This window comes from Photorhabdus sp. RM322S (genome assembly GCF_042879395.1).
In the GTDB taxonomy this organism is placed as follows: domain Bacteria; phylum Pseudomonadota; class Gammaproteobacteria; order Enterobacterales; family Enterobacteriaceae; genus Photorhabdus; species Photorhabdus khanii.
Genome location: NZ_JBHFKW010000003.1, coordinates 23,857 through 48,102, shown reverse-complemented (window position 1 = coordinate 48,102; position 24,246 = coordinate 23,857). Strand labels below are relative to the sequence as shown.

General features: G+C 43.6%; 21 protein-coding genes and 1 pseudogene. 12 read left to right on the top strand and 10 right to left on the bottom strand.

Annotated elements, in window-relative coordinates:
- Positions 1-56: 56 nt before the first annotated feature.
- On the bottom strand, positions 57-458 hold the full coding sequence (locus ACGF63_RS02595; RefSeq protein ID WP_152961771.1) for a hypothetical protein: 402 nt from the start codon (positions 456-458) through the stop codon (positions 57-59).
- A 320-nt stretch (positions 459-778) separates the two neighbouring features.
- A complete protein-coding gene (gene icd, locus ACGF63_RS02590; RefSeq protein WP_387628636.1) occupies positions 779-2,032 on the bottom strand; it encodes an NADP-dependent isocitrate dehydrogenase in 1,254 nt (417 codons plus the stop codon).
- A 139-nt stretch (positions 2,033-2,171) separates the two neighbouring features.
- On the opposite strand from icd, the gene rluE reads away from it, so the two are divergent.
- The 5 genes from rluE (at position 2,172) to purB (ending at position 6,454) form a co-directional block, all read left to right on the top strand.
- Entirely contained in the window at positions 2,172-2,801 is a 630-nt protein-coding gene (rluE, locus tag ACGF63_RS02585; RefSeq protein ID WP_387628770.1) for a 23S rRNA pseudouridine(2457) synthase RluE, read from the top strand.
- Positions 2,794-3,243 (top strand): NUDIX hydrolase, encoded by a 450-nt coding sequence (locus ACGF63_RS02580; RefSeq protein ID WP_152961770.1) that lies wholly within the window; start codon positions 2,794-2,796, stop codon positions 3,241-3,243. The genes rluE and ACGF63_RS02580 overlap by 8 nt, the downstream gene beginning before the upstream one ends.
- Before the next feature lie 84 nt (positions 3,244-3,327).
- Positions 3,328-4,431, top strand: a complete 1,104-nt coding sequence (gene mnmA / locus ACGF63_RS02575; protein ID WP_152961769.1) for a tRNA 2-thiouridine(34) synthase MnmA — start codon at positions 3,328-3,330, stop codon at positions 4,429-4,431.
- A gap of 2 nt (positions 4,432-4,433) precedes the next feature.
- Positions 4,434-5,060, top strand: coding sequence for a high frequency lysogenization protein HflD (gene hflD / locus ACGF63_RS02570; RefSeq protein ID WP_162524065.1), 627 nt, complete (start codon positions 4,434-4,436; stop codon positions 5,058-5,060).
- A gap of 23 nt (positions 5,061-5,083) precedes the next feature.
- Positions 5,084-6,454 (top strand): adenylosuccinate lyase, encoded by a 1,371-nt coding sequence (gene purB / locus ACGF63_RS02565; protein ID WP_036849269.1) that lies wholly within the window; start codon positions 5,084-5,086, stop codon positions 6,452-6,454.
- 283 nt (positions 6,455-6,737) lie between these two features.
- On the opposite strand, the gene ACGF63_RS02560 is transcribed toward purB, so the two are convergent.
- The 3 genes and pseudogenes from ACGF63_RS02560 to ACGF63_RS02550 form a co-directional block, all read right to left on the bottom strand.
- Positions 6,738-7,091 (bottom strand): hypothetical protein, encoded by a 354-nt coding sequence (locus ACGF63_RS02560; RefSeq protein WP_036849267.1) that lies wholly within the window; start codon positions 7,089-7,091, stop codon positions 6,738-6,740.
- Positions 7,088-7,390, bottom strand: coding sequence for a hypothetical protein (locus ACGF63_RS02555; RefSeq protein WP_036849265.1), 303 nt, complete (start codon positions 7,388-7,390; stop codon positions 7,088-7,090). Before ACGF63_RS02555 ends, ACGF63_RS02560 begins: the two co-directional genes overlap by 4 nt.
- A 193-nt stretch (positions 7,391-7,583) precedes the next feature.
- A pseudogene (locus ACGF63_RS02550) lies at positions 7,584-7,883 on the bottom strand (tail assembly protein); the annotation flags it as partial.
- 731 nt (positions 7,884-8,614) lie between these two features.
- Between ACGF63_RS02550 and phoP the strand changes: the two are divergent.
- From phoP to ACGF63_RS02535, 3 genes are all read left to right on the top strand, one after another.
- Positions 8,615-9,283 carry a two-component system response regulator PhoP gene (gene phoP / locus ACGF63_RS02545; protein WP_036849263.1) on the top strand — a complete coding sequence of 223 codons (669 nt, stop codon included), beginning with the start codon at positions 8,615-8,617 and terminating at the stop codon, positions 9,281-9,283.
- 19 nt (positions 9,284-9,302) lie between these two features.
- Positions 9,303-10,766 carry a two-component system sensor histidine kinase PhoQ gene (phoQ, locus tag ACGF63_RS02540; protein WP_036849596.1) on the top strand — a complete coding sequence of 488 codons (1,464 nt, stop codon included), beginning with the start codon at positions 9,303-9,305 and terminating at the stop codon, positions 10,764-10,766.
- Between the two features lie 145 nt (positions 10,767-10,911).
- Positions 10,912-12,033, top strand: a complete 1,122-nt coding sequence (locus ACGF63_RS02535) for a cupin domain-containing protein (protein WP_036849261.1) — start codon at positions 10,912-10,914, stop codon at positions 12,031-12,033.
- A gap of 206 nt (positions 12,034-12,239) precedes the next feature.
- Here the strand turns inward: ACGF63_RS02535 and pepT are convergent, their stop codons facing one another.
- The 5 genes from pepT to lolC all read right to left on the bottom strand — a co-directional run bounded on the left by pepT (position 12,240) and on the right by lolC (position 17,635).
- Positions 12,240-13,499, bottom strand: a complete 1,260-nt coding sequence (gene pepT, locus ACGF63_RS02530; RefSeq protein ID WP_036849259.1) for a peptidase T — start codon at positions 13,497-13,499, stop codon at positions 12,240-12,242.
- A 55-nt stretch (positions 13,500-13,554) separates the two neighbouring features.
- The gene (gene cobB / locus ACGF63_RS02525) at positions 13,555-14,397 is read right to left on the bottom strand and encodes a Sir2 family NAD+-dependent deacetylase (protein WP_036849257.1); all 843 of its coding nucleotides are present in this window, start codon (positions 14,395-14,397) and stop codon (positions 13,555-13,557) included.
- Positions 14,398-14,488: 91 nt separating this feature from the next.
- Positions 14,489-15,736: a lipoprotein-releasing ABC transporter permease subunit LolE gene (lolE, locus tag ACGF63_RS02520; RefSeq protein WP_152961768.1), complete on the bottom strand. Its 1,248-nt coding sequence runs from the start codon at positions 15,734-15,736 to the stop codon at positions 14,489-14,491.
- Positions 15,736-16,440 carry a lipoprotein-releasing ABC transporter ATP-binding protein LolD gene (lolD, locus tag ACGF63_RS02515; protein WP_152961767.1) on the bottom strand — a complete coding sequence of 235 codons (705 nt, stop codon included), beginning with the start codon at positions 16,438-16,440 and terminating at the stop codon, positions 15,736-15,738. The genes lolE and lolD overlap by 1 nt, the downstream gene beginning before the upstream one ends.
- The gene (gene lolC / locus ACGF63_RS02510; protein ID WP_387628629.1) at positions 16,433-17,635 is read right to left on the bottom strand and encodes a lipoprotein-releasing ABC transporter permease subunit LolC; all 1,203 of its coding nucleotides are present in this window, start codon (positions 17,633-17,635) and stop codon (positions 16,433-16,435) included. The genes lolD and lolC overlap by 8 nt, the downstream gene beginning before the upstream one ends.
- 197 nt (positions 17,636-17,832) lie before the next feature.
- Here lolC and mfd point away from each other — a divergent pair, with 197 nt between their 5' ends.
- From mfd to ACGF63_RS02490, 4 genes are all read left to right on the top strand, one after another.
- On the top strand, positions 17,833-21,279 hold the full coding sequence (gene mfd, locus ACGF63_RS02505) for a transcription-repair coupling factor (RefSeq protein ID WP_387628626.1): 3,447 nt from the start codon (positions 17,833-17,835) through the stop codon (positions 21,277-21,279).
- A gap of 698 nt (positions 21,280-21,977) precedes the next feature.
- Positions 21,978-22,955 carry an L-tyrosine isonitrile synthase gene (pvcA, locus tag ACGF63_RS02500; protein WP_036849246.1) on the top strand — a complete coding sequence of 326 codons (978 nt, stop codon included), beginning with the start codon at positions 21,978-21,980 and terminating at the stop codon, positions 22,953-22,955.
- A 12-nt stretch (positions 22,956-22,967) separates the two neighbouring features.
- The gene (locus ACGF63_RS02495; RefSeq protein WP_081738259.1) at positions 22,968-23,813 is read left to right on the top strand and encodes a TauD/TfdA family dioxygenase; all 846 of its coding nucleotides are present in this window, start codon (positions 22,968-22,970) and stop codon (positions 23,811-23,813) included.
- Between the two features lie 135 nt (positions 23,814-23,948).
- Positions 23,949-24,212: an N-acetyltransferase gene (locus ACGF63_RS02490; RefSeq protein WP_152961764.1), complete on the top strand. Its 264-nt coding sequence runs from the start codon at positions 23,949-23,951 to the stop codon at positions 24,210-24,212.
- The last annotated feature ends 34 nt before the right edge of the window (positions 24,213-24,246 follow it).

Here is a 24,246-nt window from a genome sequence, read left to right as displayed (position 1 = left end):
GAAGAGAAAATAGTAAAGTCCAAAAAAAACAACTGTAACGTGCAAAATTTTGCACGTTACTGGATAAGAGCAACCGCCTTAAAAATATATTCTTTAAAAAGAAACGCCAGCGTCGCAGCAACAATAGACCATTGAAGACGATCAAATTTACCTTCAAGTTTGCTAAGACGTACATCCACAGACTCGAATCGTTGGTTAAATGTTTTATCCATAGTTTCAAATCGTTGGTTAAAGGCTTTATCCATAGCTTCAAATCGTTGGTTAAAGGCTTTATCCATAGCTTCAAACCGCTGATTAATATCAAATTTAAGTGACGTGAAGCTAGCCTCATTCTCACGGCGCAGATTATCAACACTTTCCTGAGTTGCAAGATGTTGCATATTCTGCCCTCGATGCAAGAGAGCATTTAACACATCACTCGTGCTGAACTCTATTTTTTTATCATCTGAGTCACTCATCTTTCCCCCTCAATATCAGACAGAACAAATATTGACCTCAGTATACACTCTGGCATATGTGACTTGCAAAATTTTGCATTCAATAAAAACAACAAAATATCGCACTTGGGTACTTGAATCTTTCCAATATAATCATTAAGACATAAACGTGTAAAAATGATAGGTAACTACATGATGGCAAGGGAAAATTGATAAATCATAGCAATATCAATAAATACGTTTTTATGGCTATTTTATAAGAGTTCTATAGCAAAAGTTTCAAGAAATGAGAAAACTCCACGGAAATATCAGCTACCGTGAAGTTTTCAGAAGATAACGGATTACATATGCTGGATAATAGCGTCACCAAACTCGCTACATTTCAACAGCTTGGCATCTTCCATCAAGCGCTCGAAATCGTAAGTCACGGTCTTCGCAGCAATCGCGCCTTCCGTGCCTTTAATGATGAGATCAGCAGCTTCTGTCCACCCCATATGGCGCAACATCATCTCAGCGGAAAGAATAACTGAACCAGGGTTCACCTTATCCTGACCCGCATATTTAGGTGCTGTACCATGAGTTGCTTCAAACAGAGCGCATTCATCACCGATGTTTGCTCCCGGAGCGATACCGATACCACCAACCTGAGCAGCCAGTGCATCAGAAATATAGTCGCCATTCAGATTCATACAGGCGATAACATCATATTCAGCAGGACGCAGCAGAATCTGTTGCAGGAACGCATCAGCAATCACATCTTTGACAATGATCTCTTTACCGTTTTTCGGGCTCTTAATTTTCACCCAAGGACCGCCATCCAGCAGTTCACCGCCGAACTCTTCACGCGCAAGCTGGTAACCCCAGTCTTTGAAAGCACCTTCGGTGAACTTCATAATGTTGCCTTTGTGAACCAGAGTGACTGATTCACGGTCATTATCAATCGCGTATTCGATAGCAGCACGAACCAGGCGTTTAGTGCCTTCTTCAGAACAGGGTTTCACACCGATACCACACTGCTGTGGGAAACGGATTTTATTCACGCCCATTTCGTCTTGCAGGAATTTGATCACTTTATCCGCTTCCGCAGAGCCCGCTTTCCATTCGATACCGGCGTAAATATCTTCTGCGTTTTCACGGAAGATGACCATATCGGTCAGTTCAGGGTGTTTAACCGGGCTTGGCGTTCCCTGGTAGTAACGAACAGGGCGAAGGCAAACATACAGATCCAATTGCTGACGCAATGCCACGTTCAGAGAACGGATACCACCACCAACCGGCGTCGTCAGAGGGCCTTTGATGGCAACGCGGTATTCACGGATCAGATCCAGAGTTTCATCTGGCAACCAAACATCTTTACCGTATACATGAGTAGATTTTTCACCGGTGTAGATTTCCATCCAGGAAATTTTACGCTCACCCTGATAGGCTTTCTGAACCGCTGCATCGACCACTTTCAACATTGCAGGGGTAACATCGACACCAATCCCATCCCCTTCGATATAAGGGATGACCGGGTTATTCGGAACAACCAGTTTACCTTTAGCGTCGACTGTTATTTTTTTACCTTCCGCCGGAATAACTACTTTGCTTTCCATTAACCTCTCCTTTCAAGTAAGCGTAATACCTTGTTAATTTTTTGTAAGGGACGTGTCAATACTACTTGAATATTCTGCAAACGCCAATCGATAGCAGACTCATGTATAATACCCACCCCATTTCGCTTAGTGATCTATGATGACAAATTTCTCTATTAAAAAACGCAAAGTTAACCAATTCAGCCAAAGAAAAACATCACATTCTGCCAAAAAACTAACAGGACCTCGCCGGGTGTTAGTATTTAACAAACCTTACGATGTTTTGCCCCAGTTCACCGATGAAATGGGCAGAACAACGCTGAAAGATTTTATCCCCTTCCCTGATGTGTATGCCGCCGGACGTTTGGATCGTGACAGTGAAGGACTGTTGATTTTGACTAATGACGGTAAACTTCAGGCACATCTGACTCAACCGGATAAAAAAACCGCCAAGGTTTATTATGTTCAGGTTGAAGGAGTTCCAGATGAAGCCTCGCTCGATCAGCTGCGTGACGGTATTGTTTTAAAAGATGGGCCTACCCTGCCCGCAGGTGCCGAGTTAATTCATGAACCAACATGGCTCTGGCATCGTCATCCACCGATTCGTGAACGTAAAAGCATTCCGGTGAGCTGGTTAAAAATAACACTTTATGAAGGCCGAAACCGCCAAGTGCGCAGAATGACAGCACATATTGGTTTCCCTACCCTTCGGCTGATTCGTTTTAGTATGGGAAACTGGCAATTAGACGAGATGAAACCCGGCGAATGGAAGGAGATCGATTTTGTTTAACCCCCACGTTACCGTTGCCTGTGTTGTCCATGCCCAGAATAAATTCCTGGTGGTTGAAGAGACAATTAATGGCAAAGCATTATGGAATCAACCTGCGGGTCATCTTGAAGCGGATGAAACGTTATTACAGGCAGCAGAGCGTGAATTATGGGAAGAAACCGGTATCCGGGCTAAACCACAAGCGCTGCTGAAAATTTATCAGTGGGTTGCACCGGACAGCACACCATTTATTCGCTTTCTGTTTCTGGTTGAAATGGAACAGCAAACAGCACCTCATCCACAAGACAGTGATATTGACTGCTGCCACTGGGTTACCGCAGAACAAATATTAAAGAGTGATCGTCTGCGTTCGCCACTCGTCGCAGAAAGTATCCGCTGTTATCTGCAAAACGAAAAACATCCTCTCACCCTGCTGGATAACTATGTCTCTGCGGTTAATTAATGGCAAAACAGTAATGAGTTTAATGCACCCCCGTTTACAACGTGTTAAAGTACGGCGCTTGTTTTTTTCTCCAGTGAGATTCCCATGTCAGATAACAGCCAGAAAAAAGTCATTGTCGGCATGTCCGGCGGTGTAGATTCCTCCGTTTCCGCCTACCTGCTGCAACAGCAAGGTTATCAAGTGGCTGGCTTGTTCATGAAGAATTGGGAAGAGGACGATGATAAAGAGTACTGTTCAGCCGCGACTGATCTGGCCGATGCTCAATCCGTTTGCGATAAACTGGGTATTGAACTTCATACCGTCAATTTTGCTGCCGAATATTGGGATAATGTTTTCGAGCATTTCCTTTCTGAATATAAAGCGGGCAGAACCCCTAACCCAGATATTCTATGCAACAAAGAAATTAAATTTAAAGCATTTCTGGAATTTGCCGCTGAAGATTTAGGTGCGGATTACATCGCTACAGGTCATTATGTCCGCCGCAAGGATATTAACGGTAAGAGCCAATTATTGCGGGGGCTCGATAACAATAAAGACCAAAGCTACTTTTTATATACCCTGAGCCACCAGCAAATCGCGCAAAGCTTATTTCCTGTCGGTGAATTGGAAAAACCAGAAGTTCGTCGTATCGCTGAAAAAATCGGTTTGGTGACGGCAAAGAAAAAAGATTCAACGGGCATCTGTTTTATCGGTGAGCGCAAATTCCGTGATTTCCTTGGCCATTATTTGCCCGCCAAACCGGGCCAGATTATGACTGTGGATGGAGAAACCCTTGGCGAGCATCAGGGGCTGATGTACCACACGCTGGGTCAACGTAAAGGCCTGGGGATCGGCGGAACTAAAGAAGGCAGTGAAGAGCCGTGGTATGTCATAGACAAAGATGTTCAAAATAACATTCTGATCGTGGCTCAGGGACACGAACACCCCCGTATGATGTCTGCCGGCCTTATTGCTCAACAACTTCATTGGGTCGACAAACAGCCACTGACTGAAGAAATCCGCTGCGTGGTTAAAACACGTTATCGCCAGCAGGATATTCCTTGCACTGTCACACCAATAAACGAAGACAAAATAGAAGTACGTTTTGCTAACCCTGTCGCCGCAGTCACCCCCGGCCAGTCAGCCGTCTTTTATCAAGGGGAAGTTTGTCTTGGCGGTGGCGTGATTGAACAACGTTTGCAGGAGTAATTGTGGCAAAGAATTATTACAACATTACACTGGCTCTGGCGGGAATTTGCCAGTCAAGTCGTCTGGTACAGCAACTTGCTCACGAAAACCAGTGTGATACCGATGCTGTTGCAACTATGGTTAATAGCATTCTGAACACCAACCCGGCATCTGTTTTAGATGTGTTCGGCAATCATGAACACAATCTGCGAATTGGTCTGGATGCCATGCTAGGGATGTTCAATGGCTCTAACAGTCGTGTTTCTGCCGACCTTACCCGCTATATGTTAAGCCTGATGGTACTGGAGCGCCGCCTGAGTAAAAATCAGGACGCTTCCGATGCACTGGGCAACCGCATTAGCCAGTTAGAACGCCAACAGACTTATTTTGAACCCATGTCAGAAGGCATGTTCAATGCATTGGCCGGTATTTATGTTGATGTTGTCAGCCCATTAGGTCCAAGGATCCAGGTGACAGGTTCCCCTGATGTTCTGCGCAATCCACTTGTACAAGCGAAAGTCCGGGCTATTCTACTGGCAGGGGTCCGTTGTGCTGTCTTATGGCAGCAAGTTGGCGGTAGTCGCTGGCAATTAATGTTTTCTCGTCAACGCCTGCTCCAACAGGCGAAAGATATTCTTGCTCATTGTTAAATAAAATCAGGGAGTTGCTACCAATGGAATTATCCTCACTAACTGCTGTTTCTCCGATTGATGGCCGCTACGGCGATAAAGTCAGTGCATTACGTGCCATTTTTAGTGAGTTTGGCTTATTGAAATTCCGCACGCAGGTTGAAGTACGTTGGCTGCAAAAACTGGCAGAATGTGCTGAAATTAAAGAAGTTCCGGCTTTTGATGCAGACGCAAACGCTTACCTGAATGAAATTATCGCAAATTTCAATGAACAGGATGCAATGCGTATCAAAACGATCGAACGCACGACTAACCACGATGTCAAAGCGGTGGAATATTTTCTGAAAGAGAAAGTGGCAGATGTTCCGGCGCTGCATAAAGTTGCCGAGTTTATTCACTTTTCCTGTACTTCTGAAGATATTAACAATCTGTCTTATGCGCTGATGCTGAAAACAGCCCGTGAAGAAGTGATTTTGCCACAATGGCGCCAGGTGATTGATACCATTAAAAAAATGGCGGCTGAATATCGGGACTTGCCGCTGTTATCCCGCACTCACGGTCAACCTGCCACGCCTTCCACTGTGGGTAAAGAGTTTGCCAACGTTGCTCACCGGATGGAACGCCAGTATCGCCAATTGGAGCAAAGCGAAATATTAGGCAAAATCAATGGCGCAGTGGGTAACTATAATGCCCATATAGCTGCTTACCCGCAGGTTGACTGGCACCAATTCAGTGAAACGTTTGTGACTTCACTGGGCATCAAATGGAATCCCTACACGACTCAAATCGAACCTCATGATTATATTGCGGAATTGTTCGATACCATCGCCCGTTTCAACACGATTCTGCTCGATTTCAACCGTGACATTTGGGGTTATATCGCACTCAACCATTTCAAACAGAAAACGGTTGCCGGTGAAATTGGCTCTTCCACGATGCCGCATAAAGTCAATCCAATTGATTTTGAAAACGCTGAAGGTAATCTGGGGTTGGCAAATGCCGTACTGGGTCATCTGGCAAGCAAGTTACCGGTTTCCCGTTGGCAGCGTGATCTGACTGACTCAACCGTATTACGTAACCTTGGCGTTGGTCTGGGATATGCTCTGATTGCTTATCAATCTACAATGAAAGGCTTAAATAAGCTGGAAGTCAATGAACAGAATCTGCTGGATGAACTGGATAAAAATTGGGAAGTCCTTGCTGAACCTATCCAAACCGTCATGCGTCGCTACGGTATCGAAAAGCCTTATGAAAAGCTGAAAGAGCTCACTCGTGGTAAACGCGTTAATGCTGAAGGGATGAAAACCTTTATTGATGGGCTGGATTTACCTGAAGAAGAGAAAACACGCCTGAAAGCAATGACGCCGGCAAATTACATTGGCCGCGCAATCACGCTGGTTGATGAATTAAAGTAATTGATATTCCACAGACAGATAAAATATCCGTCTCAGACCGCTGACAAACCTCGTTGAAAATAACGAGGTTTTTGCTTTTATCATGAATAATAATACTGACTATTGTTCCTTATTAACCTGTTTTAACTGCCTGTAAAGACGGGTAAAAAATTCAATGCTCAACTGACATTGGGAGAGAAAACATCATTTTACCCATAAAAAACCGCAATTAAGCGGCTAGTGGATTTTAAGTAAAAGAAAAGCCTCCGAAGAGGCTTAAGCTAAGCATTTGTATACTATGTAGTTAAGCAGCCTTATGATGCTTATTGGATTTTCTTTTTTCACTTTTCATTACTTTACTGTGGGCTTCGACAAGTATCCGTTTTTTCTCACTATTGGCAAACCGATTTAAAACTTGTCTGATTAATGGCTGATAGCCTAAGCCATTAAGATCGGCTATCATTTTTAAGTCTTCTATCAGAGATCTATTTAATCTGATTGAAATAGGCTGTAACTCCAGCGCATCGTTAATCAGATCTTCTGTTATATCATCAGATACTTTAATGTGAGCCTCACTACAACCAAGCTCACCGTTTTCCCACGCTTCGTCAGTGGAAGCTATCAGGTCATTTGCTCGCTTCTCAGTTTGATTGCTCATTTCTCTGTTCCTAGGCCGTATTTTCTGTAAATTCTCAATTCATCTTCGTTGGGTGCATAAGCTGTCCTTATTGCAATCCCTTTTTCAGGGTAATAGATAAAGACTATTTTTAACTTAACACCGTAATCAGTTTCGGATATAAACCATTTAGTGGGTGGATCGGTTCTGTTATCTTCCCTTGTATCTTCAAGAAAACGCCCAACCCGATTAGAAAAACATTGGAGTATATCTTCTTCATTAACAGGCGGGTTTTTGCCTGCTAATTTCAATCTGATGTTCGATGATATCAAGAGCTTCATGTGCTTTAACTCATGGTTAATCTGTATATACAGAATATACCACGAAACAGATCTAAACAACTCACAAAATATCAATGTGTTTTGCACAATTAAATAGGTGATATGTATTACTTTAATATGAAATTTGTATATACAGATAATGATTAAAATATTTCAGATTTAAGCCATCCCTAGCCGAGCTGACTACTGTTGATTCGGTATATATCCCGGCTGAAATGATTGTTCCGCCTATCTCATGGGTTCCATATAACACAGGAACAGGGTTACCTTGCGCTGTCGTGTTAATCGGGCCGCCAAACGCGTAAGAAGGTTTATTGTCCAGTGACTCACGCATTCGCAAGCCAGGCTGTTGTGGTGAGAGCATTTGGACAACACCGCCGAGGGCCATTGATGCACCTACCATTTCAGTCATTCCCCACAACCCACCCGCCGTAAATGCTGCCGCTATCCCCCGGGATGCAATAACTGCTGTGGTAATTAAAGCAACACCTAACCGGAACATTACCCTGATTTTGTACCTGTGTGTGGTGATTATCCGGCGTTATGCCGGCGGTGATAGCCGGATGAAGGGGATAAACGGCGGTAAGATAAATTAAAAAGATAACTCGTGGCCCTGACCACCGGGGTGTTGCGCTTATCCATCGTACTGTCTCTTTTCTTAAGTTAATCTGGCTTTGGTGATAAAACGGTAATCTTTCCATAGAAAATATTGATAATTTGATAGTGACATAATCAAACTATTCTAATTTGTGATTAATTATCCACCTGAATGGATAGTACGAAATGCGATCAAGATCGGGTTATTTAATCCTGATAATGGGGAATGCAACGTATTAAATGCTAGGAAGTGGCGATAAGGATGGAAATACTCTTTTTTATATCAATAAAAGTACTTTCAGTTTCTTAATGGTATTACATCCCCCAACTCAGCAGATGTGTGGCATTCTGCTTATGTATTTTAGGATGTTTTTAAATGGATTGGTCAACAACCTGAGACGAATAAAATATCCATTTTTTTCTATCCTTTTATAAACCAATTCCAAACACACATTGAAGTTATATTCTATATTTCTACTTGATGGCTTGCTGTTACAGATCCATATATCTAACATATTCAGCCAGGCCCATTGCATTGCATTTTTTACCGGCAATTTTGTCTATATAACAGTTTGAGTAAATTGATTATTACAATACTGCCAGTTGGCGTTTTAGAAGGAATATTCCATGCGGATATTGATCGTTGAAGACAACATGCTGCTGCGTCATCATTTGACAGTACAGCTTCGTGACACAGGCCATCTGGTTGATGCTGCGGCAAATGCCAAAGAAGCCGATTACTATCTGGCAGAAAGCGAACCCGATATTGCTATTGTTGATCTTGGTTTGCCCGGAGAAGATGGTTTGAGTCTGATCCGTCGCTGGCGCCAAAAAGATGAAAAACTCCCCATTCTTGTTCTGACAGCCCGTGAAAGCTGGCAGGAAAAAGTCACCGTTCTTGATGCAGGGGCGGATGATTATGTCACCAAGCCATTTCATCTTGAAGAAATTATTGCCCGGATGCAGGCACTCCTGCGCCGTAATAATGGGTTAGTTTCTCAGGTTATTGAATTTCCCCCCTTTCGAATTGATCTGTCACGCAAAGAATTAACGGTACATGGTGAAAATGTCAAACTAACCGCGTTTGAATACCGGATTATTGAAATACTGATGTGTAATAGTGACAAAGTGGTTACTAAAGATGCATTAATGCGCCAGTTATATCCCGATGCTGAACTACGCGAAGGCCATTCCATTGATGTCTTAATCGGTCGGTTAAGAAAGAAAATACAAGATATATGGCCTTATGAAGCTATCGTGACTGTCCGTGGTCAAGGCTATCGCTTTGATGTATAAAACTTTGATGGGTAAAACAGTGCTGAAACACAAAAAGAAACCTTTCTCACTCCGTACCCGGTTTTTAATGGCGACTGCTGCCGTTATTCTGGCGCTGACAATGTCTTACGGTATTGTTGCCATTGTCGGTTATCTGGTCAGTTTTGATAAAACCGCTTATACATTGCTACGCAGTCAGAGTAACCTGTTTTTCAGTCTTGCCCAGTGGAATAACAATAAACTGGATATTTCAGCCCCTCCCAATTTCACCCTGAATAACCCATCACTGGTGCTGATTTATAACAACAAAGGGACTATCCTCTGGCGTCAACGTCATCTCCCGAAAATAGAGAACTCGATTCCAAGTGAATGGTTGAAGGAAGATGGTTTGTATGATCTGGATACTGACCTGAAAAACAGCCGGGATTTGTTAAAAGACTCGGCCAATATGCAAGGACAATTAGGTAAACTTAACGAGCTCGACGAAAATGAAGACAATGAGCTGACCCACTCCGTTTCTGTTAACAAATACAGTGCGACAGATCATCTGCCGGCATTAACCATTGTCGTCATCGATACTATTCCCCAGGATTTACAAAAAACGGTTATGGTGTGGGAATGGTTCGGCTATGTATTGATTGCCAATCTGATTCTGGTCATCCCCTTAATCTGGCTGGCGGCACACTGGAGTTTGCGGCCAATTAAGTCGCTGATTCATCAAGTCAGCTCGCTGGAAAAAGGTGAACGGGAAAAACTGGATGAAAACCCACCGACCGAGCTGCGGGGATTAGTGCGTAACCTTAATGTGTTGCTCAATAATGAACGCAACCGCTATACAAAATACCGGACAACGCTGGCTGATCTGACACACAGCCTGAAAACCCCACTGGCTGTTTTACAATCAACCCTCCGTTCTTTACGTAACAGTAAGCAAATGACTATTCAACAGGCCGAACCCATCATGCTTGAGCAAATCAGCCGTATTTCTCAGCAAATAGGCTATTACCTGCATCGGGCCAGTATGCGCAGCGAACACAGTACTATTATGCGGAAAGTTTCTTCTGTTCCTGCTTTATTGGATAGCCTGTGCAGCGCTTTAACAAAAGTCTATCAACGTAAAGGGGTCAGCCTTACGTTAGATGTCTCGCCGGAGATCACCTGGCTTGGTGAAAAAAATGATTTTATGGAAGTCATGGGCAATGTGCTGGAAAATGCCTGTAAATATTGCCTTAAATTTGTCGAAATCTCAGTCAATGTTGATCACGATTCGGTGATGATTATTGTCGATGACGACGGCCCAGGCGTTCCAATTGACAAACGGGAAATGATTTTCCAACGGGGCCAGCGTGTCGATACTTTACGGCCTGGTCAGGGGCTTGGGTTGTCAATTGCTTCTGAAATTATTGAACAATATACCGGCGATATCAGTATCAGTGACAGCCCGCTTGGCGGTGCCAGAATTTGCGTCATATTCCGGTGTCAGCAAATTGATGATGACGATTAAGCGACTGCTCTCCACTCTTATATCTCCGCCCGCGTTGGACGAAGGTTTACGGCTATTTTTGCTAAATATGCCTGTGCAGTCTGATACTCGATTCAACTAATTCGTTATAATATCCTGAAACTCACTTCACACTCAGGATGTCACTATGGACTATCAGTTGAATCTGGACTGGCAGGCGTTTTTGCAAAATCACTGGCAAAAACGCCCTTTACTGATTAAACAAGGCTTCCGTCAATTCATTGATCCACTTACTCCCGATGAGCTGGCAGGTCTGGCTATGGAGAATGAAGTTGACTGCCGTCTGGTCAGCCAGAAAAATGGCCGTTGGGATGTCTCTCATGGTCCATTCGAAAGTTACGATCATTTAGGTGAACAGGATTGGTCACTGTTGGTACAAGCGGTTAATCACTGGCATCATCCTTCCGCTGCATTAATGCAACCATTCCGCGTGTTATCTGACTGGCGAATGGATGATCTCATGGTTTCCTTCTCTGTTCCCGGTGGGGGTGTTGGCCCGCATCTCGACCAATATGATGTGTTTATCATTCAAGGAATGGGTCGCCGCCGTTGGTGCGTTGGGGAAAAGATCCCCATGAAACAGCGCTGCCCTCATCCCGATCTATTACAGGTCGATCCATTTAACGCCATTATTGATGAAGAGATGGAACCCGGTGATATTCTCTATATTCCACCTGGGTTTCCGCATGAAGGTTATGCGACTGAAGACTCACTGAATTATTCAGTTGGTTTCCGCGCCCCCAATTCCCGCGAATTGTTCAGTAGTTTTGCCGATTATGTGCTGGCTAATGATTTAGGCAGTTATCGCTATAGCGATCCTGATCTGACTTCCCGCGAAAACCCGGCACTGGTCCAGCAACATGAATTATCTGCGCTGCACGCAATGATGAACGAGTTATTGGCACAACCTGAAACTTTCCAACAATGGTTTGGTGAATTCATCTCTCAGTCCCGACATGAGCTTGATATTGCCCCACCAGAGCCGCCCTATGAAAGTGATGAAATTTATGAATTAATGAAACAAGGTGAAAATCTCCACCGCCTTAACGGACTGCGCGTTATAAGAATTGGTGATCAGTGCTTTGTTAACGGTGAATTAATAGAGACACCTCATATTAAAGCCGCTGATGTTCTTTGCCACTATTATGAGATTAATGCAGAAATGCTGGGTGAAGCGATAGATGATGTGCGTTTTATCAGCCTGCTCACTGCATTGGTAAACAGTGGCTACTGGTACTTTAATGATTAATACATCATCATAAAAGGTGTGCCTTTAAATAATTTTGTGTCACTTCTCACCCGGTTATTAACTCACTGCCTTTTAATCAGATCTTCCGATTAAAAGGCAGTTATCGAAAAGTTGTATTAATCGTGATTGCTTTAATTATCGTTATACCCGCCTGAGAAAATTTTAAATAATGGATGAAGTAAATGCAAAAGCCTGTGGCGCCAGGATTAGTGTAAAGCTCTTGGATTTTTCTCAACTTTTTCAGACAACAGTGCAGTCAACTCAGCAATACGCATGACCACACTCACAGCCTGTTCCATTCCCTCCAATGAAACAAATTCATGCTTGCCATGATGATTATACCCTCCCATGAATATATTCGGGCAAGGCAAACCACGGAATGACAATTGTGCCCCATCAGTACCACCACGAATGGGTTTAATAATGGGGTCGATGTCACAATCCAACATCGCCTGTTTGGCAATCTCAATAACATGTGGGTATTTGATAACTTCATCATGCATATTGTAATAGTTGTCATCGATAGTCAGCTCGATATAACAATCAGGGTGCAATCCCTCACCGGCTTTTTCCGCAATTTTGATCATCTTCTTTTTACGTTCTTCGAAGTTATTCCGATCAAAATCACGAATAATATAGTGCATTTCGGCGCGCTCCACCGTACCTTTAATACGTTTCAGATGGTAGAAACCTTCGTATCCGTCGGTATGTTCCGGTGTTTCTTTCGATGGCAATTCCTGATGAATACGGATTGCCAGCGATAAAGCATTGATCATGACATCTTTAGCATTACCAGGATGAACGTTGTTGCCAACAATCTTGACTGTTACCACCGCCGCATTGAAGTTTTCAAACGCCAGTTCACCCACACCACCACCATCTACGGTATACGCCCATTCAGCATCAAATGAATTAATGTCAAAATAGCGAGCGCCCTTGCCGGTCTCCTCATCAGGCGTAAACGCTATCCGAATATCACCATGTAAAATATTGCTGTTTTTCAGGCGAACCATTGCAGTAATGATTTCTGCAATACCCGCTTTATCATCAGCACCAAGCAGCGTTCTGCCATCTGTGGTAATCAATGTTTTCCCCAACATGCTATGCAATACAGGAAACATGACTGGCGATAGCACTTCATCACCCGCCCCCAGGGCAATCTCACCACCCCGGTAATCTTCCAGCATTTGTGGGCTGACATTTTTTCCAGGAAAATCTGGCGAAGTATCAAGATGAGCAATAAAACCGATAGCCGGTACAGGCCACGGTGTATTGGCAGGTAATGTTGCCATAACACAGCCATAATCATTCTGTATCACATTGGAGAAACCCAGCTCGGTCAGCTCTTGTTTCAGCGCTTTGGCCAGTTCAAGCTGACCATCACTGCTGGGAATGGTTTTCACTGACGGCTTTGATTGAGTATCAAAAGATATATATTTTAAAAAACGCTCTAGTAGTCTGTCCATTATTCTCTTCCCCCAGGAACCTGACAGCCCATTATGAGGAAGAGAAACAGAATAATTATTGCGTCAAGTCAGCTTTAAATTCTTTTATCTTATTAATTAATCTTCGGACATACTCATCCACTATCTTACTGGCTGGTCCATAATGCTTTTCATCAAACAGACTCTCTACCTGACTCGGCTCCAGATTCAGCTCTACTGTGTGTGCCCCTGCCAGTTTAGCTTCATGCACAAATCCAGCCGCAGGATAAACATGCCCGGAGGTACCGATAGCAATAAAAATATCCGCCTGAGCCAGTGCAGAGTAGATTTGCTCCATAGCAAAAGGCATTTCACCAAACCAAACAATATGCGGACGCAACGGTGATGGAAACTGACAACAATGGCAACGTTCATCAGTTGTCAGAGGACCTGTCCACTCAAACACTTGCCCAGACTGACAGCAACGGACTTTGAGTAACTCACCATGCATATGCACAGTACGATAGCTGCCCGCCCTTTCATGAAGATTATCGATATTCTGGGTAATCAGCAGAAAATGATCGCCAAGCTCATTTTCCAGTGCCGCCAAAGCATAATGCGCCGCATTCGGATTTATTTCTGGCTGCTGAAGTTGATGACGCCGGGCGTTATAAAATGCCTGTACTAATTCTGGATCTTTCTGAAAACCTTCAGGTGTAGCAACATCTTCCACCCGGTGCTCTTCCCACAATCCATCAGAGGAACGAAAAGTCCGAATACCCGATTCAGCTGAAATACCCGCACCGGTCAATACTACTACATAGGGTTTTTTCATATTCAGAGCCAATCGATTATCCCTATAAAAAATTCGGCTACGAAACCTCTGATGCCGCAAACGCTTAACCTTACGAAACCGACCAAGCCGACGACGAACACGCATATGATTTCCTTATAAGATTTCTCAATATTGCTTAGGTTTCTGTTTTTTATACCATAGCGCCTTTGTTTAGCTCATGCCAATAGCAGGTTTATTATTTCCCACTTAAAATCCGCGCCGGATCAAGTTTGCTTGCCCGTCTGGCCGGATACCAACTTGCCAGTAAACTCAGAATCAAAGCCGTCGCCAGAACATACAGCACATCCATGCTATGTAACTCAGATGGCAGGAAATCAATGAAATAAACATCGCCAGAAAGAAATTGATGGCCGATCAGTTTTTCCAGACCATGAATCAAGGCCGTCAGATTCAGTGATGCCAACACGCCGACTACCGCGCCGGCAATACTGCCTGCCATACCCGCCAGTAATCCATACCAGAGAAAAACCGCTCTGATTTGCCCATCTTTCGCGCCGAGGGTTCGCAAGATAGCGATATCCCTGCTTTTATCTTTTACCGCCATAACCAGCGTAGAAACGATATTAAAACATGCCACGCCAATCACCAGAATCATCGCCAGATACATAATGCCGCGTACCATCTGAATATCCTGATACATATAACCGTAATTTCTTATCCAACTACTGATATAGACATATTCTTGTGATGCTTCACCGGCAGCTCTTACCCGTTGATCAGCGGCAAACACATCATCAACCTTGATAGCAATGCCGGTGATCCCCTGGTCATAATCCAAATATTGCTGTGCATCAGCCAAAGGAATCAAAGCCAGGCTATGATCAAGTAAGCCACTTAGCTGAAAAATTCCACTAACCTGTAAACGGATCCGCTTTGGCTGCAATAGTTTCATTTCTGGATCACTGTTCGGGATCATGACAGTCAGCCAATCGCCCTGCTTAACCTTCAAAGCATTAGCAACCCCCTGCCCAAGAATGACCTGTTGATGACCTGCCTGAAAGTTTTGCCATGCATTACCTTGTACAAACTGTGGTAATGAACTGACCTGAGCCTCAGTGACTAAATCAACACCTTTCACCTGAACAGCATGTAAGCTGGCACCTTTTTCCATTAATCCGGTAAAAGTAATATAAGGTGAAGCAGCCACTACGCCGATTGTGTTTTTTACCCGTTCCAATGCTGGCCGCCACTGCTCAAAAGGCTGATTGACCGCATAGATTTCACCATGAGGAACGACAGAAAGGATCCGGTTTCTCAATTCCCGTTCAAAACCATTCATGGCACTCAGACCAATAATTAAAACAGCGACACCAAGCATAATCCCCAGCGTAGAAATCACTGAAATCAGGGATACCATTCCACCCCGACGACGCCCCCGGCTAAATCGCAGAGCCGTGACTAAAGAGAGAGGCAAATTCGCCATTACAATGCCCCCGCCAGGGTCAATTTATCCTGTAAATAACCATCCCGCATCTCCACCTGACGATTCAATCTGCCAGCCAGTGTCAAATCATGGGTGACAACCAGAAATGCTGTGCCTTGCTGTCTGTTAAGTTCGCCCAATAATTCAAAAACGCTATCTGCATTACGTAAATCAAGGTTACCGGTAGGTTCATCAGCCAAAACTAAAGACGGCTCATTAACCAAGGCCCTGGCAATCGCCACTCGCTGGCGCTCACCCCCTGATAATTCTGACGGGCGGTGATGGGCCCGTTTCTCCAGACCAACAGCCGCCAACATTTCCAATGCTTTCTTTTGTGCCTGACTGCGGTTCTTTCCGCCAATCAGCAGTGGCATCGCCACATTCTCTATTGCGTTAAAATCAGGCAACAAATGGTGAAACTGATAAATAAAACCCAATTCATGGTTGCGCAGTGCTGCTCTGGCTTTGGCAGACATTTTATTCAAAGAGTGCCCTTTAAAAAGGACTTCACCGGAGGTCGGTGTATCCAATCCACCAAGCAAATGCAGCAGCGTACTCTTACCTGAGCCGGAACTCCCCACAATCGCCATCATTTCACCCGGTTTGATAGCAAAAGTGACATTTTTCAGCACTTCGGTCAGTACTTGCCCTTCCTGATATTTTTTACACAAATTATTACACAGCAGTAATGGTTGATTATTCATAACGCAAAGCCTCAGCAGGTTGAATGGCAGCAGCACGCCAGGAAGGATATAACGTAGATAACAAGGCGATAACCATCGCTGAAATTGCAATTGTGGCTACCTGTAATGGCTCAATCGCAACAGGCAATTCAACACCTGCGGTTAACAGGCCAACCAATGGCATTAAGTTATTAAGCTGGCTGGAAAGCAGAACACCAAGCCCGGTTCCCAGTAATGTACCGATGATCCCGGCACCTGCTCCCTGGATCATAAAAACGGTCATAATCTGACGGCGTACCAATCCCTGTGTTTGCAAAATCGCCACTTCACCCTGCTTTTCCATCACCAGCAAGCCAAGCGAAGTAATGATATTGAATGCAGCTACAGCAATAATCAAACTCAGCAATAAACCCATCATGTTTTTTTCCATCCTGACAGCCTGGAAAAATTCACCTTTACGTTCACGCCAATCTTTCCACAACAACCCTTCGGGCAAGGTTTGTAAACTCAAACTATCTACAGCCAAGGGTTCTGTGAGATAGAGACGCCAGCCGGTGATGTTACCCTGCGGATAACGCATCAGACGAGCCGCATCTTGCTGATTAACCAGAACCTGTGTGCCGTCTACTTCACTGTTAGAAGCAAAAGTACCCACAATGGTAAACAGGCGCTGACTGGGAATACGCCCCATCGGTGTCAATTGGCTGGCCCCCGGCACCATGAAGCGGACCCGATCACCACGCTTTATCCCAAGCTCCCTGGCCAGTTTTTCGCCCAAAATCGCATTATAGCTGCCGGGTTCAAGTTGCTGACGATAAGTGTTGATCAGATATTCCGTCAGCGGCTCATATTCATCAGAAGTGATACCCAACATCACGCCTACACCGACATTGCGGGGGCTTTGTAATACGACATCTCCCATCACCAAAGGTGTAATCCTGCTAACTTGTTTCAAATCCGCAAGCTCGCTGGCCGGATGTTTTTCCGGATCCAGAGAACCCTTCACCGACGTCACAACAGCCTGTGGCATAAAACCAAGAATACTGGTTTCCAGTGAACGCTCAAAACCATTCATCACGGACAGTACTGTAATTAATGCAGCAACACCGAGAGTAATACCAATTGCCGACAGCCATGAAACAAACCGGCCAAATCTGTCAGCCGCACGGCCACGCATATACCGCAAACCTATAAATAATGAGACAGATTGAAACATGAAATCTGTTACTCCCCTGTTGCCAAAGCAAAGTGTTCGGGGATAATAAAGGGTAGCTATACTTTATGGAACCACCAACGCCCGGATCTGTGGTTTTTTTTATTTTCTCTCAACCTGCCAGCGTATTTACTTTAAGACCATTATGCGTCGAAAATCTGTTGGGAATGGACTGAATCATAGAGAACACATTAACGCTTATGTCCTCAAAATACCGTTATGAACTTCCTGAACGCCGCGGTAATAGCCGCCAGTTAGGCCAACTTACTGGTGCCGCTTATGCTGTAGAGTGTGCTGAAATTGTCGAACGCCATCAAGGCCCTGTGGTACTGATAACCAAGGATATGCAAAACGCTCTACGTCTGCATGATGAAATCCATCAGTTTACCGATTGTCCTATTGATCTCCTTTCTGACTGGGAAACATTGCCGTATGACAGTTTTTCTCCTCATCAGGAAATTATTTCCAATCGCCTGTCCACACTCTACCGTCTGCCAACAATGACCAAAGGTGTTTTAATCCTGCCGATAAATACCTTAATGCAACGGGTTTGCCCGCATGAGTTTCTGCACGGGCATGCGCTGGTTATGTGCAAAGGTCAGAGGCTTTCGCGGGATAAACTGCGTACTGAATTGGAACAAGCGGGCTATCGCAGTGTTGAACAAGTTCTTGAACATGGCGAATTTGCTACCCGTGGCGCACTGCTTGATCTTTTTCCAATGGGGAGCGAGCACCCTTATCGTATTGATTTTTTCGATGATGAAATTGATAGTCTGCGAATTTTCGATGTTGACAGCCAACGCACGCTGACCGAAGTCAAGCAAATCAACTTACTGCCTGCTCATGAATTCCCAACGGATAAAGAGACGATTGAACTGTTTCGTAGCCAGTGGCGGGAACGTTTTGAAGTCCGTCGTGACGGTGAGCATATTTATCAGCAGGTCAGTAAAGGGACATTACCGGCAGGGATAGAATACTGGCAACCCCTGTTTTTCAACCAGCCCTTACCTTTGCTATTTGATTATCTGCCAGACAACACCTTGATTATCAATCAAGAGATAAACCCCTCCGCAGAACGTTTCTGGCAAGATGCTCAACAACGTTTTGAGAGCCGTAAAGTTGACCCCATGCGTCCTCTCTTACCACCGGAAGAACTTTGGCTTCCGGCTGATAAGCTATTCTCAGAACTCAAAAACTGGCCCCGCATTCAACTCAAAACAGAAGAGCTCAGTAAAAAAGCCAGCCACATCAATCTTGATTATCAGCGACTGCCGGATCTCGCCGTGGTTGCACAACATAAGGCACCGCTGGATAAGCTTCGCCGTTTCCTTGAACAGTTCACTGGCCGCGTTATTTTCTCCGTTGAGAGTGAAGGCCGAAAAGAAACGTTGCAAGAATTGTTGTCACGAATAAAGATTAAACCAATTAAAATCAGCAAATTACATGAAGCACAACAATCAGGCCACTTTTTAATGATTGGTGCGGCTGAACATGGTTTTATTGATGCAAAGAATGCGCTTGCTCTGATCTGTGAAAGTGACATGCTCGGTGAGCGTGTTGTTCGCCGCCGTCAGGATACCCGCCGCACAATCAATACAGATACCCTGATCCGTAACCTTGCAGAATTACACCCCAGTCAGCCAGTGGTCCATCTGGAACATGGCGTTGGCCGTTACCAGGGGTTAACCACTCTGGAAGCAGGGGGGATCAAGGCTGAATATCTGATCCTGAGTTATGCCGGTAACGACAAACTCTATGTTCCGGTGTCTTCCCTGCATCTGATTAGCCGCTACGCAGGTGGTGCAGATGAAAATGCGCCATTACATAAATTGGGCGGAGAGGCATGGAGCAAAGCCCGCCAGAAAGCAGCTGAAAAAATACGCGATGTGGCTGCGGAGCTGCTTGATATTTATGCTCACCGCACCGTGAAACAAGGATTTGCTTTCAAACATGATTGGGAACAATACCAACTGTTCTGTCAAAGCTTTCCATTTGAAACTACGCCAGACCAAGAGCAAGCTATTAACGCTGTCCTCAATGATATGTGTCAACCCGTAGCGATGGATCGCCTGGTTTGCGGCGATGTGGGATTCGGTAAAACCGAAGTGGCAATGCGCTCTGCATTTCTGGCAGTCCATAATGACAAGCAAGTGGCGGTATTGGTTCCGACAACCCTTCTGGCTCAACAACATTTTGATAATTTCCGTGACCGCTTTGCTAATTGGCCGGTACGAATTGAAATGATCTCCCGTTTCCGCAGCGTGAAAGAACAGCAGCAGGTCGTTGAAATGGCGGCTGAAGGTAAAGTCGATATTATTATTGGTACTCATAAATTGCTGCAAAGTGGCCTGCGCTGGAAAGACCTTGGTTTATTAATTGTCGATGAGGAACACCGGTTTGGTGTTCGCCACAAAGAGCAAATCAAAGCTATGCGCGCCGATGTGGATATTCTGACGCTCACCGCAACCCCTATCCCACGAACGCTCAATATGGCAATGAGTAGTATGCGGGATCTCTCGATCATTTCGACACCGCCCGCCCGTCGCCTGGCGGTCAAAACATTCGTGCGCGAATATGACAGCCTGGTTGTTCGGGAGGCAATGCTACGTGAAATTTTGCGCGGTGGTCAAGTCTACTACCTCTATAATGATGTTGAAAATATTGAGAAAGCGAAACTGCGCCTCGAAGAGTTAGTGCCAGAAGCACGGATTGCCGTTGGTCATGGGCAAATGCGTGAACGGGATTTGGAACGGGTGATGACCGATTTCCATCATCAGCGGTTTAATGTCCTGATTTGCACCACCATTATTGAAACAGGCATTGATATTCCCAGTGCCAATACTATCATTATTGAACGTGCTGACCATTTCGGCCTGGCTCAATTGCATCAGCTACGAGGACGTGTCGGACGCTCTCATCATCAGGCTTATGCTTATCTTCTGACGCCACATCCGAAGGCAATGACAACCGATGCGCACAAACGTCTGGAAGCAATCGCCTCCCTTGAAGATTTAGGCGCTGGTTTTGCACTGGCGACTCATGACCTTGAGATCCGCGGAGCCGGTGAACTTCTCGGTGAAGAACAAAGTGGTCAGATGACAACTATTGGCTTCACACTCTATATGGAGCTACTGGAAAGTGCAGTCAATGCATTAAAAGCAGGTCGTGAACCTTCACTTGAAGACTTAGTGAATAACCAGACAGACGTTGAATTGCGTCTGCCTGTTTTACTGCCTGATAGTTATATTCCTGATGTCAATATGCGTTTATCTTTCTATAAACGCATTGCCAGCGCCAGAGACGAATCAGAATTGGCAGAATTAAAGGTTGAATTAGTAGACCGGTTCGGCACATTACCTGATCCTGGGCGCCATTTATTACAATCAGCGGCCATTCGCTTATCCGCTCAGAAATTAGGGATTAAGCGCATAGAAGCCCATGAAAAAGGCGGTTTCATCGAATTTAGTGAAAAAAATAAAGTTGATCCCACTTATCTGATCAGCCTGTTACAGAGACAGCCTGAGATTTACCGGTTGGATGGCCCCGCTAAATTGAAATTCATTACTGACCTGAACGAGAGGATGGCGCGTCTGGAGTTTATTCAGCAATTACTGAGTACTTTTGAACACCATCAAGTGAGCTTCTAAGCTGTTTTTTTACACTTCCCCTGTGATTAATTATCAGTCCGTGGGGAAGTACTGTGATTTACTCATTAATATTTATTCTGAAATAATCATAATACCGCCATATTCATATGGAATCCGGACTATTGCCTGATTGAATTAGAGGAAAATTCAGTTTTCAGAAAATAATAGCCAAATAGAGTTATATTCATAATAGCAGCTTATATTATCAACCTTATATATAGTTTACTTTTTTAACTTAAATCCTATTTCTCTTGTTATAATCATAACCATTACTTATGTAATTTACACATTTCATAACCAGAAACAATATATTAGATAAAATAAAGATATGCCTTACTCGTCTTATTTGCGATAAGTTTCAGAAAAATTGCTGATATAAAATGGTGCAACAACCTCATTTAGCTAACCTCACCTAACCTTAAGTGGTATCTAATTAAAGTGATCGTACCAGTAATATGAGATTCTAATAACCCAGGAAAACTGTGCTTTATTGAAACAATCAATCAAATATATTGAGTGATTATAAAAATTACATTCAAACATATTGTTTGTTAGAAAATAAATTATTATTTATTCCTAAATATTATATTATATTTTAATTGCACTATTTTACACTTCGTCTATACCAATTAGTTAAACTCGTATTTATCTGTTTTTAAGAGAATAGATATTTATGACAAGAAAGAGAAATAGTCATTATGCAAAGCATTACTTACAATAACGTTACTTCTGATAATGTTTCTTCTAGCAATATTTCCATGCAGATTCTACATGAGTTGTTACAATACCGCAGACGTCTTACCGACTCAGAAAGAGATTTAGCGCAAGAAGAAGCGCTTGTTAAAAGCGTACAATTACCCAGAATTGCATATTTCATCAGGAATAAAAAACCTATCGAATTTATTTTGCCGGCATTCCCAACAAAATCACCAAATAAAAATAAAGTGCTTGGCACTGCTCCCGACATGGCAGAACGCTTATCTTTGAGTTTTCTTAATTCTCTGTGCCAGCGAATACAGCTTTATTATCCTCTTGGCGCCCGTATTATTATCTGTTCCGATGGGCATGTTTTCGGCGATCTCATTCGTGTCAGTGATGAGGTTATCAGTCAATATCATGAAGATATTAAACAATTAATCAATGAGATGGGGGCTATAAACTTAAGTACATTTAATCTCAATGACGATAAGAACCTCTGCGAGCACAGTGATGATTTCGATTTACAGAGGCATATGTTAGTAAAACATTACGCCCGAACTGAGGAATCCATTAAAAACCAACTGTTACAAAACAGTGATGGATTGCAATTGTATCGCGCGGTTACCCGCTTTTTATATGAAGACAGCTTATTACCCGGCTATACCGGCTCAAACAATGCCCTGCAAAAAGATGCCAAACAAAGAGCTATTGGTGTTATTCAGCGGAGTTGGGCATGGGGAAGTTTATTAGATACGCATTTCCCAGAAGCCATACGTCTGTCTATTCATCCTCAACCAGCAGACAGTATTAAACTCGGTATTCATATGATGCCAACCAGGGATGATTGGTTAACCCCTTGGCATGGTGTCGCAGCCAATGTAAATGGGCAGTTCATATTAATGAAACATAAAGAAGTTCAAATGATGGGCGGAAAATTAGTAAATATTCATGGAAAACCCAGCCATTATGTAATTTAAAGGAAAATGACTATGACAAATTTAAATAAATTTCAGACAGAAGAGATGACACCTTTTGGCCTGAAGATTACACCGCAATATTCCGGCCAGCATATTAATACGTTATCAGTGGAAGAATTAAAAAAACTGACCAAAAAACATCACTTACTGATATTACGTGGCTTCAAATCTGACTTATCTGATCACGAAAAATATGAAGATTATGCCCGTGATTGGGGAGAAATAATGATGTGGCCGTTCGGTGCTGTTTTAGATGTCCGTGAACATCAGGATGCGACCGATCACGTATTTGATAACAGTTATATGCCGCTTCATTGGGATGGCATGTATAAACCGACCATTCCCGAATTTATTATGTTCCATTGCGCACACGCGCCAGATGGTGACCAAGGAGGTAGAACAACCTTCGTCAATACCCACCTTGTGGTTGCTAATGCAACTCAGCAGCAATTAGAACAATGGAAAAATATATCTGTTACTTATCGTATTAATAAAGTCACTCATTATGGTGGCGAAGTCCATTCGCCTTTATTGGAAAAACATCCCGATGGAAATGGATTTGTTATCAGATATAATGAACCCGCAGTAGATGGTGAGAAATTTCTGAATAAACATGCTATTGAGTATCATAATATCAATCCTGATCAGGTAGCAGAATTTCAACAAGATTTTATCAATACGCTATACGATAAGCGCCATTTATATGCTCATGCATGGCAAAAAAGTGATTTAGTGATTGTGGATAATTTCTCTCTGCTACATGGGCGTGAAGGATTCACGTCTAAATCAGAACGACATTTGCAGAGGATCCATATTCAGTCTGATCCGGTCTTTAACAATCAAGCATTAATCGCATAAAAAGGGCTAAAAGAATCCATTATCTTGACTCCCGTTGTAGTATGCTGGTCACTCTGCCACTACAATGTAGCTAACAACTAAAACAGATATAAATGTTGGGAGTCAATCATAATCCGCCCTTTTAACGCGCAGGATATGGATACTATTCTGGATATCTGGCTATCAGCATCATTGATTGCCCATAAATTCATTGTTTCACCACCAGCGCAAGGAAGAGGTATCGGTAAGCAGCTGATCAACTATGCCAAAAATCTACGAAATAAACTGGAATTAGAGGTTTATTGTCAAAATAAGAATGCTATCGGTTTCTATCTTAGCTGTGGTTTCGTAGAAAAAGGAGAAGCAATAGATAAAAACACGAATAACCCTGCACTATTCATGGAATATATTCATACCTGATTTTATTAATAAAAACCCTCCGTTCATTCCAATG

What these genes read in the sequence shown, in the direction of transcription:
- pepT (WP_036849259.1), bottom strand. Translation starts at nt 13,499, where the DNA reads ATGGACAGACTACTAGAGCGTTTTTTAAAATATATATCTTTTGATACT.
- rluE (WP_387628770.1), top strand. Translation starts at nt 2,172, where the DNA reads ATGACAAATTTCTCTATTAAAAAACGCAAAGTTAACCAATTCAGCCAA.
- ACGF63_RS02495 (WP_081738259.1), top strand. Translation starts at nt 22,968, where the DNA reads ATGACAAATTTAAATAAATTTCAGACAGAAGAGATGACACCTTTTGGC.
- ACGF63_RS02535 (WP_036849261.1), top strand. Translation starts at nt 10,912, where the DNA reads ATGGACTATCAGTTGAATCTGGACTGGCAGGCGTTTTTGCAAAATCAC.
- ACGF63_RS02555 (WP_036849265.1), bottom strand. Translation starts at nt 7,390, where the DNA reads ATGAAGCTCTTGATATCATCGAACATCAGATTGAAATTAGCAGGCAAA.
- cobB (WP_036849257.1), bottom strand. Translation starts at nt 14,397, where the DNA reads ATGCGTGTTCGTCGTCGGCTTGGTCGGTTTCGTAAGGTTAAGCGTTTG.
- mnmA (WP_152961769.1), top strand. Translation starts at nt 3,328, where the DNA reads ATGTCAGATAACAGCCAGAAAAAAGTCATTGTCGGCATGTCCGGCGGT.
- lolC (WP_387628629.1), bottom strand. Translation starts at nt 17,635, where the DNA reads ATGTTTCAATCTGTCTCATTATTTATAGGTTTGCGGTATATGCGTGGC.
- ACGF63_RS02560 (WP_036849267.1), bottom strand. Translation starts at nt 7,091, where the DNA reads ATGAGCAATCAAACTGAGAAGCGAGCAAATGACCTGATAGCTTCCACT.
- ACGF63_RS02595 (WP_152961771.1), bottom strand. Translation starts at nt 458, where the DNA reads ATGAGTGACTCAGATGATAAAAAAATAGAGTTCAGCACGAGTGATGTG.
- lolE (WP_152961768.1), bottom strand. Translation starts at nt 15,736, where the DNA reads ATGGCGAATTTGCCTCTCTCTTTAGTCACGGCTCTGCGATTTAGCCGG.
- icd (WP_387628636.1), bottom strand. Translation starts at nt 2,032, where the DNA reads ATGGAAAGCAAAGTAGTTATTCCGGCGGAAGGTAAAAAAATAACAGTC.
- lolD (WP_152961767.1), bottom strand. Translation starts at nt 16,440, where the DNA reads ATGAATAATCAACCATTACTGCTGTGTAATAATTTGTGTAAAAAATAT.
- phoP (WP_036849263.1), top strand. Translation starts at nt 8,615, where the DNA reads ATGCGGATATTGATCGTTGAAGACAACATGCTGCTGCGTCATCATTTG.
- pvcA (WP_036849246.1), top strand. Translation starts at nt 21,978, where the DNA reads ATGCAAAGCATTACTTACAATAACGTTACTTCTGATAATGTTTCTTCT.
- ACGF63_RS02490 (WP_152961764.1), top strand. Translation starts at nt 23,949, where the DNA reads ATGGATACTATTCTGGATATCTGGCTATCAGCATCATTGATTGCCCAT.
- mfd (WP_387628626.1), top strand. Translation starts at nt 17,833, where the DNA reads ATGTCCTCAAAATACCGTTATGAACTTCCTGAACGCCGCGGTAATAGC.
- purB (WP_036849269.1), top strand. Translation starts at nt 5,084, where the DNA reads ATGGAATTATCCTCACTAACTGCTGTTTCTCCGATTGATGGCCGCTAC.